Here is a 19,304-nt window from a genome sequence, read left to right as displayed (position 1 = left end):
CATCGCTAGACCGGAAAAACGACGCGTTGGATGTACGCGATCAGCACCGTGATGATCAACGTCGAATAGGCGCTATTGGCCCAGTCGTACAAGGCCCAACACAGCACCCGCCGCTCCCGCAGTACGCTGGTTCGCAGAGTGTTGGCTCGCGTTACGTTGGTTTTACGACCCAAGTTGCAACCACGACGGACGAAGAAGCATGACCAGACCGAGCACCAAAATGACCGCACCGCTAAGAAGTTTCAGCCAACGTCCCTCGCGTTCCTGCAATCTGCGATGCGACAGCGTCGCGACCACGACTGTGACCAACAGCGCGTCGTCAAACATGTATGCCGCGATATAGAGCAGCAAATAGGAATAATTCTTCCACGACGGATACTCCTGCATCGCCAACACTTGCGTGTACAGCGCCGGCAGCCCCGCGGTACACAGCAATTCGATCATGTTAACGATGACCGCCAACACCACTGCACCGGCCAGCGCCACCGACAAGTACTTTGCACCGACAATCTCACGGACTCGACGATACAACCCCGGTTTATGCGATTCGGGAATCGACAGCGAAATCCCCTTCTTCAGCGCAAAAAAGTCCTTGACGTTGACCATGCCGATGAACAACGCCAACAGCCCCAACGCGATCTGCACCGGTCGCGCGATTCCGATCAATAGAAACAGACTCAGCCACGCCGCCATGAATGCATAATAGGCCAGTCCGCTGACGAACACGAACGTTCCCGCGATCACCAAAATCTTGCGTCGATCCTTGATATTGACCAACACGGACAACAAAAACACCAACACCCACATGGCGCAGGGATTGAATCCATCGACCAGTCCGACCGCCAACGTAAACAGTGGCATGCCCAGCTCCGAGGCACTCAAGCGCCCCAGCATGGGAACGTCGATCGTGTCCGTCGTCACCACCTCCGGCGGCACCTCGCTGGCCCCCGTTTCCGCCGCAGTGGCCTCATCGGGAAGTTCTAGCATGTCCAACGAGATTTCCGGTTGGGAATCCGACGGCGTATCAGACGGGGCAGCACCCAACTGCGAGGAATCCTCCGTCGGCGGCGGTTGCGCCGCCAGCAGTCGCGTCGGCAGCACCGCGGTCGACAACAATGCGGTCTGGACCTTCAACGTGCGATCGGCATTGCGGACCAGCCGATCGCCCGCGTTGCCGGACCGATTCCAGCCCAACGGTTCGTCCGGTGTCACTCCGGACACGTCCCGGATCAGCTGCCCCAGTTGCGCGCCCGTAACGTCGTCGCCCTGGTATCCGATCAAGATGCGGCCGGCAAAATCGATCGTCGGCAATCCCGGCGGGCTGCCCGCTTTACGACACAACGCCTCCCATGAAGACCTTGCTGTCGCGGACTGGTCAACATCATGGATGACAAACCGGATCGCCGGCCAACGCTTCTTCAGCGTCGGCAAAAACGCTTTCAGATTTTGGCACTTGGGACAAGTCGTGCGGGTGTAGAGATTCGCGGTGAATAATTTTTCAACTTCCGGTCCGGTGCGAACCGCATCGTCGAAACCGAAAAACATGCGGTCGCAAACATAAATCGCGGGCAGCACCGGCGTAGGCCGTCCTGATTTTTTGGACAGCTGGTACAACCGCAACAGCTGTGTCTTGTCTTTCAAGACATCGTGGATCCGAACCTCCAACCCATTGGTCCGTTGTTTCAGTTCTCCACAGTAGGCGCTCACGGCTTCCGCGGAATCGCGGTCACTGCGAACGAAAACGTCCATTCGTATGACACCGACCGCCTCGCTACCGCGAAGTTCTTCGGCTCGTACTATGGTCGACGAACCGGTCCACCACACAAGAATACTTAGTAGCAGAAGTCGTAAAAGCATCGTCGCATGCCCTGTGGTCCACTCAACGGAAGACAGGCTGGAATCCTATTCCACTGCTTTTCCGCTCGGTCTGTCCCGCGGCAACAAGTGCACGAACCATACCAATACCATGCAACGAATCGTCACAGGCTTCAGGCCGACTCTTCCGCTTGGGCGCGGAGATGGGCGACCGAATAGCGGCGTGTCGGCGTCGAGTAGATCGTGCGTTGTTGGTACAGTTCGTCGGACTGTTTGCAGCGATTGACGAACTCGACAAACTGGTCGACGAATTGATCGACTTGGACCCAATTGGTGAACTCGTAATCGAAACGCGTGTCGGTCGGGCTGCCGGCTTTTCTTGCGATGATCTGCATCAGCTTGCGTTTCAACCAGTTGTACCTGGAATACGACAGGGCGCCGGCGAAATGAATTTTCAACAGCGGGTTCCAGTCGGTTTCGCTCAGATAGGCGTCGGTGATCTTTCGCACTTCCTCGCGCTCGGTTTCCGCGTCGCTCAGGATCCCCAGACTGACCGAAAAGAACGCCGATGGCATCTCATGCAACACGTCACGAAATTGTTTCAGGTAGTCGGCCAACCGCGCATCGTAGTGCGAGTAGTGGATCGGAGAACCGACGATCACCGCATCGTACGCATCCAGCGCGATCGGTGTTTCGGGGTCAACCGCGATGTTGTGCCGGTCCGATGCAAAGCCCTGCTCGGCAAGCCGTTCGGAGATGCGAACGGCGATCTTTTCGGTTTGACCTTCATCGGTCGCAAAGAGGATCAAAGTCCGCATGCAATCGGTCCTGGTTGGAACATGAAAGTACTAAAGTAGTGCGTGAAGGGTTCCGGCCACGGTTTTGGCGAAAATCAGCAGCGACATGATGGCGATCACGATCACCGAGACCCAGAAGATCTTCTCGTGCGGAGAGTCCTTCCAATTGATGCGGCTCATCGCTCAGCCTCTTGGTTTGAAGGGCGACGTCAGGACCGAAGCACCGCTCGAATGCTTGGACGCTGTGTGCAAACGGTAAAATGCATCTCGCGTGCCAATTTCCAAGTGTTCGAATTGCCCGCCACCCTGTGCGTCCTGGTCACGCACGTCGGCCTGGACGGCCGTTTTCGCACACCCAACGTCTCAATTCCGTATGTTGCTTTGGTTTCTCGTCTTTGCCCAATTCCTTCTCGCCGCGGCGCTGGTGCTGTCGGCACAGTGGTCGCCACTGCCGCTGGCGGCGCTCTCGGTCGCGGCGCCGGGGATCGTGTTGGCGGTTTGGGCGTGGGCAAAGATGGGATGGAACAAGATCCGTATTCATCCCTCAGCGACTGACAGCACCCGATTGCTGACCGATGGGCCGTACGCCATCGTCCGCCACCCGATGTACACCGGCCTGCTGTGGTTCACCGCGGCTTTGCTGCTGACTCCCTTTCGCTGGTGGCGTTTGGCCAGCTGGGTCGTGTTGCTATTGGTGTTATCTGCCAAAGCGAAACACGAGGAAGACTCGATGCGAGACCGCTTCGACGACTACCAGGCGTACCAACGACGCGTGGGGCGTCTGTTCCCGCGGCGCAGAACGACGTCCCTTCCGGGTCGTCGCTGAGTTGCAGTACGACGTCCCTTCCGGGTCGTCGCGTCACACTGCTCGACGGCCCGGAAGGGCCATCGTACCAGACCGCCCGCGCGGGGCCGTTGTACTTGGTGAAACGGTTGCGTCCGCAACGGCACCCGCGTTGCAGGTATATCATTGTACAAACCCGACGGGGTTTTCTGGTGACGATCGGACAACCACAAACCTGCAGGCGGTGTGTCATGGAAAATGCAAATTCCCAGGCGTCGCTCTTTCCGGTCGACGATCCCGCCCAGCGGCGACAATCCGGCCTGGATGAGAACCGGCGGATCGCCAATCACCTGGGTGAAATCGCCAGTCTGCTGGAATCGCAACACGCCAGCGGATTCCGCGTGTCGGCCTACCGCAAGGCCGCCGGGACGCTGCTGAACCTGCAAACGCCCGTCCGTTGGATCGACCAAAAGCACGGCATCGACGGGCTGATCCGAATCGAAACGGTCGGCCAATCGATCGCCAGTTTGATCGACCAGTATCTACGAACCGGTCGTGTCCCCCTGCTGGACCGACTGCGTGGTGAAGCGACCGCCGAAAAGATTTTTACGACCTTGCCGACGATCGGTCCCGAACTGGCCCACCGAATCTACGATGCCTTACACGTCGAAACCCTGCCCGAACTCTACAGCGCCGCGATCAACGGCAAATTGGATGAAGTGCCCGGGATCGGAAAGAAGCGTGCCGCGGCGATCCAAGAAGTGCTCGCCGAACGTCTGCGTCGCTCCCCCAGTCCGACGGCGCCCTTGTACCCGGCCACCGACCGTTCGATTCCGGTACGAGAAATCTTGGACATCGATGCGGAATACCGCCAAAAAGCCCAACAGGACAAACTGCCGAAGGTCGCCCCGACCAAGTTCAACCCCGGCAACGTCGCTTGGTTGCCGATCTTGCACACCGAGCGAGACGGTCGTCACTACACCGCACTGTACTCCAACTCCGCCAGGGCACATGAATTGAATACGACCAAGGACTGGGTCGTCATCTACCGCGACGACGATCAACAACACGGTCGTTGGACGGTGATCACATCACAATTCGGAAAACTGCACGGCTGCCGCATCATTCGCGGCCGCGAAGACGAATGCCGCGAAGTCTACCTACGGAAGCAACCACAATGACGACCAGCGCCGCGTGGTTTCAGTAGTAGGGCACAAACGGCGTCGGAACATAGATCTCGACCTGGTAATGCTCTTGCAAGAACGTTACTAAATCAGACAGCTGTGTCACGGTCATTTCGTCGTTGTACAGTCGCATCTTGGAGACCTCGCCTTCCTTGATCTCCTCGGATATGTAGCCGAGCGCGAATCGGTGGGAAGGGTTGATGATCGACGTGACAAGCTCGCCGTAGGTCACGACGTAGCCCTTCGTGCCTCCCAGGGCAACCGTGGCCACCTCTTCGGGGTTTGTCTGGTCCAACTCCACGCCGGCCACCGTGTGGCAAGCGTTGCATTTCAATTCCACAAACGTCGCTTTGCCACGCACGGCATCCCCTTCGGGCAAGGTGAATCCCCAACCCGATTTCGGATCCGACGTACAGCCCGCAACCGTCGACAACAAAACAACGCCCAAGACCTTTTTGACATCATTGACCATGGATCTGTTTGGATTGCGGGAGGAAAAAGAGTGCACAGTCGCGCTGCTGGATCGTCAAAGTTGCAACCGATGTGCCAAAGGACAAGCGATTTCGTCATCAGAATCAAATTGTCTTGTACGACGTCCTTTCTAGGTCGTCGCGCTAAAGCCCCACGGGCGACGGCCCGGAAGGGCCATCGTCCCCCAAGAAAAGCATCGCCCTAAGCTGGACGGTCCCTCAAGCCGAAACACCAACGGTTGCAACGCTCTTGCCCATGGGGGTACTCTTGCCAGCGTCTCCGATGCGTGACGATCATTGACGAAAACCGGCTCCGTTCCTGTGCAGATGAATTCTTTGAATCCCCCCACCGAGCAGCGATGTGTGTTTCGGGCCGTCGACATCGCCAAGATCTATCAAATGGGCGAGGTCAAGGTGCACGCGTTGCGGGGCGTCAGCTTGGATCTGTACGAAGGCGAGTTCGTCGTCTTGCTGGGGGCATCGGGCAGCGGAAAGTCGACGTTGCTGAACATCCTGGGCGGACTGGACGCGCCCAGTTCGGGCTCGGTTCACTATCTAGACCGAGAACTGACCGCCAGCGATCCGTCACAGCTGACACGCTATCGTCGTGACAACGTGGGATTCGTGTTTCAGTTTTACAACCTGATCCCCAGCTTGACGGCCCGAGAGAACGTCGAATTGATCACCGAGATCGCCGCCGATCCGATGGACGTGTTGGAGGCGTTGGACATGGTGGGATTAAAAGACCGCGCGGACCACTTCCCCGCACAGCTGTCCGGCGGGGAACAACAGCGGGTCGCGATCGCCCGCGCGATCGCAAAGAACCCCAAGGTCTTGCTGTGCGACGAACCGACCGGCGCGTTGGACGTGCAAACCGGCATCGTCGTGCTGCAGGCGATCGGACAGATCAATCGACAATTGGGGACGACCACGGCGGTGATCACGCACAACGCGGAAATCGCCAAAATGGCCGATCGGGTGATCCTGTTGTCCGATGGTCAGATCGCCGGGATCGAATCCAATTCGACCAAGATTTCGGCACAAGACCTGAGGTGGTGAGCGATGCGAAAGCTGGATCGCAAACTGCTTCGGGACCTGTATCAGTTGCGTGGCCAAGCCTCGGCGATCGTGTTGGTCATCGCCGCCGGGGTGGCGACGTTTGTGATGTCGATGTGTGCGTATCGGTCATTGACGGCGACGAAGGACGCATTCTACCGCGACTATCGATTCGCAGACCTGTTTTCATCAACGCACCGCACGCCCGATGCGATGCTGTCGCGGTTGCGGGACATCGAAGGGGTCGCTGCGGTCGAAACACGATTGGTGTATGACGTGTTGCTGGATGTCCCCGGAATGTCTGAACCGGCCACGGCCCGGCTGATCAGCATTCCCGACCGCGGCCAAAGCGAATTGAACCAGGTCTACATTCGGCGGGGTCGAATGATCGAACCGCTCCACAGCGGCGAAGTCGTCGTCTCGGAGGTGTTTGCCAAGGCCCACGGTTTTGTCCCCGGCGACCAGGTCCGCGCGATCATCAACGGCAAGACCCAGGTGATGAAGATTGTCGGCATCGCGTTGTCGCCGGAGTACGTCATTCAAGTGCAACCGGGCAGCATCTTGCCGGATGACAAGCGGTTCGGAATTTTTTGGATCGGCCGACGTGACCTGGAAGCCGCCTTTGACATGACCGGAGCATTCAACAACGTCTCGGTCCGCTTGGCACTGGGGCACGAGACCGACCGCGTCATCGATGAACTCGACCGCTTGCTCAAGCCCTACGGAAGCGTCGGTTCGTATGACCGCGACGAGCAACTGTCGCATCGCTACCTGTCCGATGAACTATCTCAACTACGTGGCATGGCGGTGATGGCGCCGGCGATCTTTTTGGGAGTCGCTGCATTTTTGCTGAACATCGCGGTTTCGCGGATCATCTCTCAACAACGCGAGCAGATCGCCGCCCTGAAAGCGTTCGGCTACTCCGATTTCGAAGTCGGCGCGCACTACTTGAATTTGGTTTTCGTGATCACCGTCGGCGGGTCGATCGCCGGCTCGGGCTTCGGATTCTGGATGGGGGCCAGCATGATGGGAATGTATGAGGAATTTTACAAATTCCCGGCCTTGGATTTTCTTGTCAACTGGCCGGCCGTCGCGGCGGCGTTCCTGATGACCACCGTCGCCGCCGTCGTGGGAACCTTTGTTTCGGTCCGCTCGGCCGTCACCTTGCCACCGGCCGAAGCGATGCGGCCCGAAGCCCCGCCGACCTATCGAACGTCGTGGTGGGAACGTTTGCTGCCCAAACGCTGGATCGCGCCGGAGATGCGAATGGTGATTCGCAACGTGACCCGGCGGCCGCTCCGCGCCGGGCTTTCGATCGTCGGGATTTCCATGGCCGTCGCCGTGATGGTGCTGGGTAATTTTTCGCTCGACGCCATGAACTACATGATGCTCTTTCAGTTCCGTCTGGCACAGCGACAGGACCTGACCGTCACCTTTGTCGAACCGGCGACCGAATCGGTGATCTACGAAGTGCAGAATCTGGACGGCGTGTTGGAAAGTGAAACGATGCGTAGCGTCGCGACACGGATCCGATTTCAAAATCGTTCGCGGCGGATCGGTATCATGGGTCTGCTGCCCGATCCGCAACTGTATCGTTTGCTGGATGTCGATGAGCGACCGGTCCGAATTCCCCAGTACGGCATCATGCTCAACAGCAAGCTGGCGGAGATCCTGGGCACGACGGTCGGCGATCAGGTGATCGTCGAAGTGTTGGAAGGGAAACGCCCGACGTTGACGCTGGAAGTCTCCGCGATCGTGGAGGAGTTCGCGGGGCTGAATGCCTACATGAACAAGACTCGGCTGCACGAGGTTCTACAGGAATCGAACGTCGCATCGGGTGCGTTTTTAAAAGTGGATCCGAACCGCATCGATGCGGTCTTCGCCGAACTGGAACAACGCCCCGGTGTGGGCAGTGTGACGATCAAAGACGCGATGATGCAGAGTTTTGAACAGACCGTGGCGGAGAATATTTTGGTGATGCGTTCGTTCATCGTCATGTTTGCCGCGGTGATCGCCGTCGGCGTCGTTTATAACACGGCCAGGATCTCGCTGTCCGAGCGTCAACGCGACTTGGCGACCATGCGGGTCATCGGATTCACCAATCGTGAAGTCAGCACCGTTTTGTTGGGCGAGATCATTATTTTTACCGCACTTGCGATCCCGCTGGGCTGCCTGATCGGGTACGGTTTGGCGGCCATCACGACCGCAGGGTTGGATACCGACAATTACCGGATTCCGTTGGTCGTCAGCCGCAACACGCTGCTGTTGGCCGCCTCGGTCGTGGTCGTCGCGACGATCCTCTCGGCCACCCTGGTGCAACGACGTGTCAAACACCTGGACCTGATCAGCGTCCTCAAAACAAGGGATTAGTGGTGCGATTCTCGTTGAAGACTTTGCTGTGGGGAATCTTGGCGATCGCGCTGGCGATGGTCGCCGCCGCTGCGCTGTTTCCCGATCCCGTTGCCGTTCGGGCGACTCGGGCAACCAGCGGTCCGCTGCGGGTGTCGGTGGTCGAAGACGGCAAGACCCGGATTCGCGAAAAATACACCGTCTCCGCTCCCGTGTCCGGCCGCTTGTCACGCATCGAACTTCGCGAAGGCGACTACATCGATGTCCGGCGTTTGCTGGCGGTGATCCTGCCCAGCGATCCCGCGCTGCTGGACCAACGCTCGCTCGCCGAGGCTCAGGCGCGGGTCCAGGCCGCCGAGGCCGCCGTGCTGCGAGCCGATTCCCGCGAACGACAAGCCGAGATCGACTTCGACTTGAGCCGAACCAAGTTTGAACGCGCCCAACGCCTGATGCCGCAAAACGGAATCTCACGCGACGAGTATGACATTGCCGAATCCGTCATGCTGGCTGACAAACAAGCCATCGAAACGGCCGCCTTTGACGCCGAAATCTCGCGATTCGAATTGAAACTTGCCAAAGCCGCCCTCGATCAGTTCGAAGGCGAAGATCCAAACGTCCAGGTTTCGCCCTTCGAAATCTTTTCACCCATCGAAGGACGCGTGCTCCGCGTGCTGGAAAAAAGCTCGACGGTGGTCGCCGTTGGGACACCGCTGATCGAAGTCGGCGATCCACGCAATTTGGAAATGGAGATCGATGTGCTGTCAACCGATGCGGTCAAGATCCGTTCCGGTGCCGAGGTCACGATCGAACACTGGGGCGGTCAAAGCCCGCTCCGAGGCAGCGTCCGCGTCGTCGAGCCGGGCGCCTTTACCAAAATCTCCTCACTGGGCGTGGAGGAGCAGCGCGTCAACGTCATCGCCGATTTCAATGAACCGCCTGACCGTATCGCCTCGCTCGGCGACGGCTATCGGATCGAAGCACGGATCACCGTCAAGCAACTCGACAACGCTCTACTGATCCCCAACAACGCTCTGTTTCGCTACGAACAGCAATGGCACGTGCTGGTCGTGCAAGACGGTGCAGCCCAATTGCGCAAAGTCGAGGTCGGCGTTCAAAATGAATCGCACGCAGAAATCGTTTCCGGATTGGCCGAGGGAGAACGCGTGATCGAATACCCCAGCGATCAATTGGAACCCGGCACACCCGTCACCGTGGTCGCCAAGTAGTTTTCCCTGGCAGACCGGCGCGGAAGGGCCGTGGTACTCGCGGCAACGGCAGCGGGCGGCGAAAAACGAATCGTGCCATCGTAAGCGTTGTTTTCCTCTGGCAAGGGCCCGTAGGCTAGCGCCTTACGGCTCACAAAATCAACAGGCCGCGTAGGCTCGCGCTAAACGGCTGATCATCGTTTGACATCCGCCAGTTCGCGCCGGCGCGGGCGTCCCCCCGCGGTGAGCTTTGCTTAGCGGAATCGGGGTGAAGCCCCTGCACAAACGCGGAGCCCCATGACATGGATCCCCGCAGAATCTGCCGGGATTTCCCGAGATTGATAAACAAATCCTTGCCGCTGAACCATCAACTTCCGGTAGACTTATCTGACCGGCCCGGCACCACGCTTTCTCGCGCCCTGATCTCCGATCGTCGGGGCCTGATGACAATTGCCGCTTGAGGCCTACTTCTCCAATCACGACGTTTAATGCACGGGGAGCGTCCGTATGACAATGACCACTCTGGTTTCTGGTGTCGCAAAGAATTCTAAAGCCACCGCTTCGAAAGCGACTGCGAATTCCAAGCCACGCGTCCGGCCGTCAACGGTCGATCCACGGACCGCCAAACCATTCACGCTCGACCAAGAACTGGAACCTTTTGGCACGTGGACCAGCGATCCGATTTTGGTCCCGCCGAAGGACGCCAGCAAAGAGATGGCCGAAACCATGCTTCGCCGAGCCGGGATCTGGACCTCCAAGGAAAAGAGCTGGGCATACGTCCAGCAAGAACATCGTGGGCAATTCACCCAAGTCCGGGAATTGGAACTCACCAAAGCTTCGATCCGGCTGCCCAAAAGCAAGCTGTTCTTCACCGTGACCGAACAACAGCACTTCGACAAGATCACCGATCCGATTCCGGCCTGCGTGCAGACGCGACTGGACGAGTTCCTAGCCGGCCCGGGGCGCAAACATGGCGTCAAGGTCTACTACCTGAAACCGCTTTGCATCGAGGTCGACGACGAACTCGTTTTCACCCCCGAAGAAGGGCTTCGTGCGGCAATCAATAAAGTCCAGGAAGAGGTCTATTCCGAGTACCGGCGGATGTACTTGTTTCGGCGTCCGCAGCACGTGCTGCGTCAGGCGGCCCACGCGGGGTTGGCGATGCCCAGGGCGATCGCTAATCGTGCGATCCAGCGGCGTCAAAAAGCGATCGATGCCTACCAGGCAAAACTCGAGTTCCAGCGCCGTAAAACCGCCTTGCGAGCAACCAGGACGCATCAAAAGAACCGCACCGATGGTTGCACGTTCGACGAAATGTTGGCGCTGACCAACCCGCTGCAGCGACACGACGTGATCGAACAATACGGCGTTGAAAATGAACTCTCGCGCGCCAAACGCGATCAGCTGATCCGGATGGCCGCCGGCCAGATCCCCTGGTTCGTCGCGTTCACCGTGGGGATGTCGTACCTCGTTTCGGTCGGCATCACGATCGGGACCTCCCTGTCGCCGCCGGTCATGGTCTGTGATCCGGCATTCGTTGCCGAGCTGCCGGGATCCAAGGGCCAGGTCCTCAAGATCGGACACTTTGACGAAGTCGGTGGAGTGACGCACGTCGAAATCTAAGTGGATCTGCTCTCGACAGTCACCGGCCGGAAAGTCCTGTTCGGACTGCTCTATTTCAGCGAGGGCGCTCCGATCGGGTTTATCTGGCTGGGACTGCCGACGCGCCTGCGATCGCTGGACGTCCCACTGGAGCAGATCACTTGGTTGATGGCTTTTCTGATCTTGCCGTGGACCCTCAAGTTCTTGTGGGCGCCACTGATCGACTTGCTTCGTGGGCCACGCTGGGGATTCAAACACTGGATCACGGCCAGCCAATCGGCGATGGCATTGACCCTGATGCCGTTGCTGTTCCTTGATCTGCAACAACAGTTCACGGCCGTGTCGGCGTGTTTGCTGGCACACGCCGTGGCGGCCGCAACGCAAGATATCTCGGTCGATGCGTTGTGCATCCAGCAATCAACGCCTCAGGAGCGTGGGGCACTCAATGGATGGATGCAAGGCGGCGTGCTTGTCGGCCGCGCCGCGATGGGCGGCGGATCACTGATGCTTCAGCGATGGATCGGATTCGGCGGTGTCGTCTGTGTACTGATCCTCTTGGTGCTGGTTTCGATTTTGCTGTTGATCGGTTGTCGCGAAAGAAAGTTTCAGCTTTCTGGAAACGGGCTGAAGCAAGAGCTCCCAGCGCCGTGGCTGGCACGATTTGCTGCCATGTGGCGTGCCTTGCTAGCCGATCTGCGAGGCGGTCAAATCTGGCTCGGTCTGTTCGTTGCGGTCTCCGTCCCCGCAGCCTTCAAATCACTCGAAGCCGTGATCGGTCCGTTTCTGATCGATCGAGATTACCCTGAATACGCGATCGGACAATTCACGTCCACGGCGATGATCGGGGGGATGATCACAGGCTCTCTGCTGGCCGGCCGACTGTCACATCGAATCAATAGCGGTCGTTTTCTCGCAATCGCAATCATGATCAATGTGTTGGCAATCACGTCGTTTGCGGTCAGTGACCTGACCTTCGCTGGCGATAGCGGTAACCACCTTCTGGTCCTGCTGAGCATCGTTGCCGTCACGATCGGATGGATGACGGTGGCGTTATACAACTGGTTGATGAACCTGACCGATCCGCAGTTGGCGGCGACCCAATTCACGGCCTTTATGGCGGCGACCAATGCCTGTGAAGCGTGGTCGACGGCACTGATCGGCAGACTGCAGTCCGTCTTCGGATACCCCCCCGCCGTCCTGGTCCTGAGCGGGATCAGCCTCGGATCCGCGCTGGTCGCCTTCGCACTGGCACGCCGAATCGCGGGGAACGCGTCTGAATGGAATTGACGCCGAGGGCTTTCCCGATTGGCGGTCGTGCCGAGACCAACCACGTCGCGACGCGGCCCTGTTAGAATGTCTGGATTCCAACGATGCGGACACCGTCGCCGCATTGTTTGTTTCGTCAACGCCACTTGGAATGCAACATGGCCACACGATTCATTTTCAATCCGCCCGTCGAAGCGTCCGATTTTGACGACAAGATTTCATTGGACCAACATCCCGAACACCGGATCGTCAAACAGGATGGGGCGACGGTGATTGATGCCTTGGCGATCGCAACCGACTCGGATGCCGAGATCTTGAATCTACAACAAGAGCTGGCGCGGCTTTTCGGGACGGTGACCGTGCAGCGTGGGGTGGAACTCGACGCGGCCGACTAGATACTTCAGAGCGTCAGCAAGGACGTCGCACGCATTCACAATGAGTTGCAAACAGCGTCGACTCACCGTGGTTATACACGTTATGCGCATCATCAAGGCTGCTGAATCGAAAGCGCCAACGGTGCAAAATGAAGAGCCGGTGAATGTCTCGGGCGCTCGATCTGCTAGGGTCAAATGCCTTTGCGTTATCAGCTCGTTAGGGAACCTCGTCGACGGTAACCCAGATCAAGCGATTGATTTCATCGGTCGACTCTTGACGCCACGATCGGTTTAGAAACTATCTATAGGCACGCAAGCCGAATTCAAGGCAGCCGTTTTCCGTGCCCCTAGTTATTGGCGGACACCTCTCGGGCGCGGATCGATCGCTGGGAATCGGCTTTACCCTCTTCGATTTAAGTTGTCCGCCGGCGCTCCGATCTTTGCTCACCAAGATGTCGGTTCGTTCCGTGGACGCTTGAATTCACTTTCGCGTTCACTACCGAGAAACAGACATGAAGCGTCCCGCTCAAATGAGCAATGGTTTCACCCTGGTGGAACTTTTGGTTGTCATCGCAATCATCGGCATCCTGGTTGGACTGTTGCTTCCAGCCGTACAGGCCGCCCGAGAAGCCGCCCGCCGGATGAGTTGCAGCAATAACTTTAAACAGGTGGGGTTGGCGATCCACAACTACCACAGCGCCTATCGGCAACTTCCGATCCACGGCGTGGGGACTGGAAGCCCGGCCGGCGGCGCGGCCCCCTTTGGTGTCGTCGACGCGACCACCGACTGGTGGACGAACTACGGCGACTCGAATGCCTGGCGTCTTAGCGCGCTGGTCGGATTGACACCGTTCATGGAACAGCAAGCGCTGTGGGATGAGCTCTCCAACCCGAGCTTTGTCAATGCACTCGCCCCGGACACTCCCTTGTCGGTCGCCTGGCCGGCGATGGGACCGACCGTTGAATTCATCCAGTACCGCCCCTGGGTGACCGAACTGCCGATGCTGCGATGCCCCAGCGATCCCGGCGCCGGCTTGCCGGCTCAAGGTCGGACCAATTACGCGGTCTGCCTGGGCGATTCGATCGACTGGTCAATCCGCGGCCCTAAACAACACCAGGTCGCTCGCGGAGGTGAGATGGTCTCCGACTCCACCTCGGCAAGACGGTCCCTGGCTGCCGACCGCGGGACGTTCGTGCCGCACAAAGATGCCAAGTTCCGTGACATCCTGGACGGCCTGTCCAACACCATCGCATTTGCCGAAATCTTGACCGACCTGGGTGACCGTGATACCCGAGGGATCCAAAGCATCAACGGCAACCCGCCCGATGAAATCCGATTGAACCCCAGTTACTGCATCGATAACAATCAAGTCGATCCCGACCGACCGCGGTTTTGGGCCCCCACCACGCCGACCGAAAACTCCAACAACGGACGGGGTTTCAAATGGGCCGACTTTCGACCCAACTTCAGCGGCTGTCACACCATCCTTCCGCCAAACGCACCGATCGGCGGTGGAAGCAGCGTTGGGGAAACCGGGATGTTTCCTCCATCAAGCCGACACCAGGGCGGTGCTCATATCCTGATGGCCGACGGCGCCGTGATCTTTGTGACCGATTCGGTCGAAGCCGGCGATTCGCATCACGAAATGGTTTGGTTGACTCCCGCCGATCTCACGTCGTCGCCCGGTTCACAAAGTCCATTCGGGTTGTGGGGTGCCCTCGGAACACGCGCGTCACGTGAAGTGATTCAAGAATCATTGAATCAATAACCCGATTCACGTCCGCAACGGATCCGGACAGACCAACGGATCCGGACAGACCAGTGAGATATCGTCGTCAGCCGGTGGGTCCCTCGAGCAGCACGGTGTTGCTGCATCGCAGCGACGCGGAATCGCCTGCAGGCTAAACACCAACGGTTGCCGAATCGTTTGACACCGTTGCCGATGTTATTGACTCTCGCCCATTCACGATGGCCGAGAGCCAACGGCAGGGGGAGGACGGACCTGCCACCACCATCCATCATTCCGGGTGACCGACGGTTCACCTGATTAGCACACCATAGCGCAGGGGGAATCACTATCACACGTCGCTAGTACATTGATGATTCGATAGCTGCCGTGGCGTCATTATCGCTTGATGCTCTACGGAGCAACATTTCTCTTTTATGAAGATTGCTATGTTGAAATCTGCAACTTAGGCGGAGGAGTCGACAACCGAGCTTGTTAAATCTCTTTTTAGTAGCGTGAATTTCAATCGCGTTAACCGAGACATTAGGGCTGCGCAGCACATTTAAATTCTAAGGGCAAAGATATTTCCGTCTCGGACCCTTGACGTAGCGATTCGTTTGGAAAGTATCTATGGCTAAGAAGGCTAGCGACATCACGGCTTGACGATCCACCACGGAAGTACGCCAAAAACACCACATGGTTAGCGTTATCACGTCATCGGCCGCTGCATTCTTTTCTTTTCAATTTGCCAGCTGATCGACCGAAACTTGGCCACCAAGACGTAGGTTCACTCAGTTGACACTCCAATTCACCTTTCGCACTATCTACAGAGATCTTTAAATGAAGCGTCCCGCTCGGATGAGCAACGGTTTTACCCTTGTGGAACTTCTGGTTGTCATCGCCATCATCGGAATTCTGGTCGGACTCTTGCTTCCTGCAGTCCAAGCAGCACGTGAAGCAGCTCGCCGAATGAGTTGCAGCAATAACTTCAAGCAACTGGGGTTGGCGATGCACAACTACCACAGTGCTTACAAACAACTTCCGATCCACGGAGTGGGAACGGGCAGCCCGGACGGCGGAGCGGCTCCGTTCGGCACGACCGCGGCCACCACAAACTGGTGGACCAATTACGGCGACTCCAACGCATGGCGTCTGAGCGCGCTGATCGGGTTGACGCCGTTCATGGAACAACAAGCCCTGTGGGACGAGATCTCCAATCCGAGCTTCGTCGACGCACTCAGCCCGGGGACGCCGCTGTCGGTTGCGTGGCCTCCGATGGGCCCGACGGTTCAATTCATCCAGTACCGGCCCTGGGTCACCGAGATCCCGATGCTGCGATGCCCCAGCGACCCCGGCGTCGGACTGCCGGCCCAAGGTCGTACCAACTACGCGGCCTGCTTGGGCGATTCGATGGAATGGTCCGTCCGCGGTCCCAAGCAGCACCAGGCAGCGCAGGGCGGTGAAGTCGTCGCCAACTCCGGCTGGGCACAACGCTCCCTGGCCGCCGACCGTGGGACCTTCGTGCCGCACAAAGACTCCAAATTCCGTGACATTTTGGATGGCCTGTCCAACACGATCGCGTTTGGGGAAATCCTGACCGACCTGGGCGACCGCGATACCCGCGGGACACAAAGCATCAACGGCAACCCGCCCAACGAAATCCGTTTGAACCCCAGCTACTGCATCGACAACAACCAAATCGACCCCGATCGACCGCGCTACTGGGCACCGGCAACCCCGACCGAAAACGCGAACAACGGACGCGGTTTCAAGTGGGCCGACTTCCGCCCCAACTTCAGCGGCTGTCACACCATTCTTCCGCCCAACGCACCGATCGGTGGCGGAAACAACTCGGGCCAAACCGGCATGTTCCCGCCGTCGAGTCGACACCAGGGCGGGGCTCACATCCTGTTGGCTGACGGGGCGGTGATCTTCATCACCGACTCGATCGAAGCCGGTGACCCGCACCACGAAATGGTTTGGCAAACGCCCACCGACCCCACTTCGTCACCCGGATCGCAAAGCCCCTACGGACTTTGGGGTGCTCTCGGAACGCGGGCATCTCGCGAAACGATTCAAGAACAATTGAATCAATAAGCGAACCCCGATTCGCTGCCGTTTCGGCAACACGGAATTCAAACAAAAACTCTCGGGCTTGCAAAAGCCCGAGAGTTTTTTCGTGCGCCAGAATAGAAACAGACTCAGCAACTGATGGCGTGTCGCCTTGAGCGACCGCCGCGCTCATGGCTGAAGCGAAACGCGGCATATTCGAATTGTCTGGCCGATCGGGTGAGACGCAATCAACGGATGGTTATACGACGTCCTTTCCGGTTCATTATCCAGAGTTCCACGGACGACAGCCCGGAAGGACCATCGCACGAAGAAAACCGAGCGTCGAAGACGCTACTTGGCAGCTTTCGCAGAATCTTTCATCTCGGTTTGCAATGACGCTTGCTCCTCGGCTTCGGTGGCCAAGTAGGCGTCGATCGCGGACTGGTCCGCATCAGTCACCGCGTCCGGACTTGGCGAAGGGCAACCGGTCAAAGAAACAAACAACAGCCCGAACGATAACGTTGCGATCAAACGCTTCATCAACATGTCCTTTAATAGACGTTAAAACTTTAAACAGGCCCAAATTATAGCTTTCCTTTAGATTTCGAACAGCTGCATTCGGCCTTGATCGATCAACGATCCTGCTGGCGAACCGGTCTCAACAGACGGTGCCGCGGTACGCCCCCCTGACAATGCGAGATCATGCTACATTTGATCAAGCTGTTTAAGCTTGGAGGCGCGATGCAGTACACCGAGATCGATTTGGATGAACACGTCCAGTTGATGATCTGCGAGAACTGCACGCTGAACGTCGACCTCGGTTGGCTGTGACCAATCACGACTCACCGACGCACATCGATCCCCAAGCTTTTGATACGTGACGCGAGCGTGGTCGGCTTCATGCCCAACAGCTCCGCGGCTCCGCCGACGCCGGACACCTTTCCATGGGTTCGCATCAGGGCACGGCGGATGTTGGCCGCTTCCAGTTCACGCATCTGACCGACCGTCATCACGTCGTCCCCATCGCTCGGCCGCATCGCTCCGGGCGGACGACTTGCCGATCGGTGGCTTGGCGTGGCCGTCGGATCGAGTTGAAAGCGTAACCGCCCCGCCTTGGAGGTGATCATGGCCCGTTCCAGAACATGCTGGAACTCGCGGATGTTGCCGGGCCAATCGTAACGTTCCAGATCGTGCACGTTTGCCTTCGTCAGCCTTGGCATTTCACGCCCCAGTTTGCGGGCGTGCTGGGAAAGGATGTGTTCGGCCAGCAAGGGGATGTCTTCCTTGCGCTGCCGAAGCGGTGGTAACTCGATCGGAAAAACGCTCAGCCGATAATACAAATCACCGCGGAACCGCTTCGCCTCGCTCTCCGCCTTCAAGTCGCGATTGGTGGCCGCGATGATGCGAACATCAACACGCCGTGTCTGCTCTTCGCCGACGCGTTCCAGTTCGCCTTCTTGAAGCACCCGCAGCAGTTTGCTCTGCAAGTCGAGCGGAATCTCACCGATCTCATCCAAGAACAGGGTTCCTCCGTCGGCCAGCTCGAATCGCCCGACGCGATCACGCAACGCACCGGTGAAACTGCCTTTGGTGTGCCCAAAAAACTCGCTGTCATACAACTCGCGCGGGATCGCCGCACAATTGACCTTGATCAGCGGTCGATCACGACGAGCCGAATGCCGATGGATTTCGCGGGCGACCAGTTCCTTGCCGGTCCCACTCTCGCCGGTCACCAAGATGGTCGAATCGGTCGGGGCGACCAGTTCGATCTGCTCGGCAACCTTCCGCAACGCCGCACTGTTGCCGACCATGTCGCCGAACGCGTTTCGCGATCGCACCTCTTCCTGCAGATAGTCGTTCTCCATTTCCAACCGCCGTCGCAGCGTTTCGATCTCTTCCCACGCAGACGCGTTGGCGATCGAAGCGGCCGCGTGGTTGGTGATCGTCCGCAACCACTCCAAGTCCTCTTGGTTGATCGTCGTGCGGCTGAACACGGCCAACACCCCCAGAACCTGACCGCGATGGACCAACGGCTGTCCTCCGAAACCTCGGATGCCTTCGGCCTGTGCCCAGTCCGGATGAACCAGCCAATCCGGTCGGCCGGACAGATTGCCGACCTCCAAGGCTTCCCCCGTCGCCGCGATGCGACCGACCTTGCGCACCCCGATCGGAAACCTTCGAAACGCGCCGTCGGTGCGCGTCAGGTCGCATTGCGCATCGACTGACGACGTCCCCGCACTGGCGGCCAAGTGCAGGCAGCGGGTCTGGTCGGGACATTCTCGACGCAGCGGACAGGTCTCACAGCCCGCCCCCGGTCGGATCAGCCAGATGCGGACCAACGCCACCGCCGGTGACGCGGCAAGGTGGTCGACGATCAACTTCAACGCATCGTCCACGTTCAAACGCTGGGCCATTTCCAGCAGCAAGCGTTTCGGCTCGCGGATCAGTGGGGACTTTTCTTCAAGCATCGCTGGAAGATACACGAAAACTCGCGAATAAGAAACGACATTTCGTAAACAACGATTTTTCGTAACACTAGAGAACACGACAGAATCGCCACAAGCCCTTTGCCAGTATCCACTTAGAGGTTTTTGATCGGTTTGGCCCGCAACGTGCCTAAAGG

The 19,304-nt window shown here is 58.3% G+C and carries 18 protein-coding genes; 11 read left to right on the top strand and 7 right to left on the bottom strand.

Annotation, left to right across the window (positions count from 1 at the left end):
- Window positions 1–5: 5 nt before the first annotated feature.
- The 4 genes from Mal15_RS34675 to Mal15_RS34900 form a co-directional block, all read right to left on the bottom strand.
- Window positions 6–173, bottom strand: a complete 168-nt coding sequence (locus Mal15_RS34675) for a hypothetical protein (protein WP_233903447.1) — start codon at window positions 171–173, stop codon at window positions 6–8.
- Window positions 163–1,857 (bottom strand): glutaredoxin family protein, encoded by a 1,695-nt coding sequence (locus Mal15_RS14530; RefSeq protein WP_167546819.1) that lies wholly within the window; start codon window positions 1,855–1,857, stop codon window positions 163–165. The genes Mal15_RS34675 and Mal15_RS14530 overlap by 11 nt, the downstream gene beginning before the upstream one ends.
- A gap of 131 nt (window positions 1,858–1,988) precedes the next feature.
- Window positions 1,989–2,633 (bottom strand): flavodoxin domain-containing protein, encoded by a 645-nt coding sequence (locus Mal15_RS14525; protein WP_147868437.1) that lies wholly within the window; start codon window positions 2,631–2,633, stop codon window positions 1,989–1,991.
- A 30-nt stretch (window positions 2,634–2,663) separates the two neighbouring features.
- On the bottom strand, window positions 2,664–2,792 hold the full coding sequence (locus Mal15_RS34900; protein WP_261344625.1) for a hypothetical protein: 129 nt from the start codon (window positions 2,790–2,792) through the stop codon (window positions 2,664–2,666).
- A 193-nt stretch (window positions 2,793–2,985) separates the two neighbouring features.
- Between Mal15_RS34900 and Mal15_RS14520 the strand changes: the two genes are divergently transcribed.
- Together Mal15_RS14520 and Mal15_RS14515 are read left to right on the top strand one after the other, a co-directional pair.
- Window positions 2,986–3,438: a methyltransferase family protein gene (locus Mal15_RS14520; protein WP_147868436.1), complete on the top strand. Its 453-nt coding sequence runs from the start codon at window positions 2,986–2,988 to the stop codon at window positions 3,436–3,438.
- A 209-nt stretch (window positions 3,439–3,647) separates the two neighbouring features.
- On the top strand, window positions 3,648–4,577 hold the full coding sequence (locus Mal15_RS14515; protein ID WP_147868435.1) for a helix-hairpin-helix domain-containing protein: 930 nt from the start codon (window positions 3,648–3,650) through the stop codon (window positions 4,575–4,577).
- A 19-nt stretch (window positions 4,578–4,596) separates the two neighbouring features.
- Here the strand turns inward: Mal15_RS14515 and Mal15_RS14510 are convergent, their stop codons facing one another.
- Window positions 4,597–5,052, bottom strand: a complete 456-nt coding sequence (locus Mal15_RS14510) for a c-type cytochrome (protein WP_147868434.1) — start codon at window positions 5,050–5,052, stop codon at window positions 4,597–4,599.
- Window positions 5,053–5,386: 334 nt separating this feature from the next.
- Between Mal15_RS14510 and Mal15_RS14505 the strand changes: the two genes are divergently transcribed.
- The 8 genes from Mal15_RS14505 to Mal15_RS14470 all read left to right on the top strand — a co-directional run bounded on the left by Mal15_RS14505 (window position 5,387) and on the right by Mal15_RS14470 (window position 16,726).
- Window positions 5,387–6,109, top strand: a complete 723-nt coding sequence (locus Mal15_RS14505; RefSeq protein ID WP_233903446.1) for an ABC transporter ATP-binding protein — start codon at window positions 5,387–5,389, stop codon at window positions 6,107–6,109.
- Between the two features lie 3 nt (window positions 6,110–6,112).
- Complete coding sequence (locus Mal15_RS14500; protein ID WP_147868432.1) at window positions 6,113–8,476, top strand: ABC transporter permease; 2,364 nt, start codon at window positions 6,113–6,115, stop codon at window positions 8,474–8,476.
- A gap of 2 nt (window positions 8,477–8,478) precedes the next feature.
- Entirely contained in the window at window positions 8,479–9,681 is a 1,203-nt protein-coding gene (locus tag Mal15_RS14495; protein ID WP_147868431.1) for an efflux RND transporter periplasmic adaptor subunit, read from the top strand.
- A 486-nt stretch (window positions 9,682–10,167) separates the two neighbouring features.
- Window positions 10,168–11,283, top strand: a complete 1,116-nt coding sequence (locus tag Mal15_RS14490) for a hypothetical protein (RefSeq protein WP_147868430.1) — start codon at window positions 10,168–10,170, stop codon at window positions 11,281–11,283.
- Window positions 11,284–12,549: an MFS transporter gene (locus Mal15_RS14485; protein WP_147868429.1), complete on the top strand. Its 1,266-nt coding sequence runs from the start codon at window positions 11,284–11,286 to the stop codon at window positions 12,547–12,549.
- A 137-nt stretch (window positions 12,550–12,686) separates the two neighbouring features.
- Window positions 12,687–12,923 (top strand): hypothetical protein, encoded by a 237-nt coding sequence (locus tag Mal15_RS14480; protein ID WP_147868428.1) that lies wholly within the window; start codon window positions 12,687–12,689, stop codon window positions 12,921–12,923.
- 491 nt (window positions 12,924–13,414) lie between these two features.
- Complete coding sequence (locus tag Mal15_RS14475) at window positions 13,415–14,671, top strand: DUF1559 domain-containing protein (protein WP_147868427.1); 1,257 nt, start codon at window positions 13,415–13,417, stop codon at window positions 14,669–14,671.
- Window positions 14,672–15,469: 798 nt separating this feature from the next.
- Entirely contained in the window at window positions 15,470–16,726 is a 1,257-nt protein-coding gene (locus Mal15_RS14470; RefSeq protein WP_147868426.1) for a DUF1559 domain-containing protein, read from the top strand.
- 306 nt (window positions 16,727–17,032) lie between these two features.
- Here the strand turns inward: Mal15_RS14470 and Mal15_RS14465 are convergent, their stop codons facing one another.
- Complete coding sequence (locus Mal15_RS14465; protein WP_147868425.1) at window positions 17,033–17,221, bottom strand: hypothetical protein; 189 nt, start codon at window positions 17,219–17,221, stop codon at window positions 17,033–17,035.
- A 162-nt stretch (window positions 17,222–17,383) separates the two neighbouring features.
- Here Mal15_RS14465 and Mal15_RS34895 point away from each other — a divergent pair, with 162 nt between their 5' ends.
- Window positions 17,384–17,512 carry a hypothetical protein gene (locus Mal15_RS34895; protein ID WP_261344624.1) on the top strand — a complete coding sequence of 43 codons (129 nt, stop codon included), beginning with the start codon at window positions 17,384–17,386 and terminating at the stop codon, window positions 17,510–17,512.
- Between the two features lie 11 nt (window positions 17,513–17,523).
- Here the strand turns inward: Mal15_RS34895 and Mal15_RS14460 are convergent, their stop codons facing one another.
- Entirely contained in the window at window positions 17,524–19,149 is a 1,626-nt protein-coding gene (locus tag Mal15_RS14460) for a sigma-54-dependent Fis family transcriptional regulator (RefSeq protein WP_147868424.1), read from the bottom strand.
- Window positions 19,150–19,304: the final 155 nt, after the last annotated feature.

The organism is Stieleria maiorica (assembly GCF_008035925.1).
GTDB lineage: Bacteria > Planctomycetota > Planctomycetia > Pirellulales > Pirellulaceae > Stieleria > Stieleria maiorica.
This window is presented reverse-complemented; position numbering and strand designations above follow the sequence as displayed.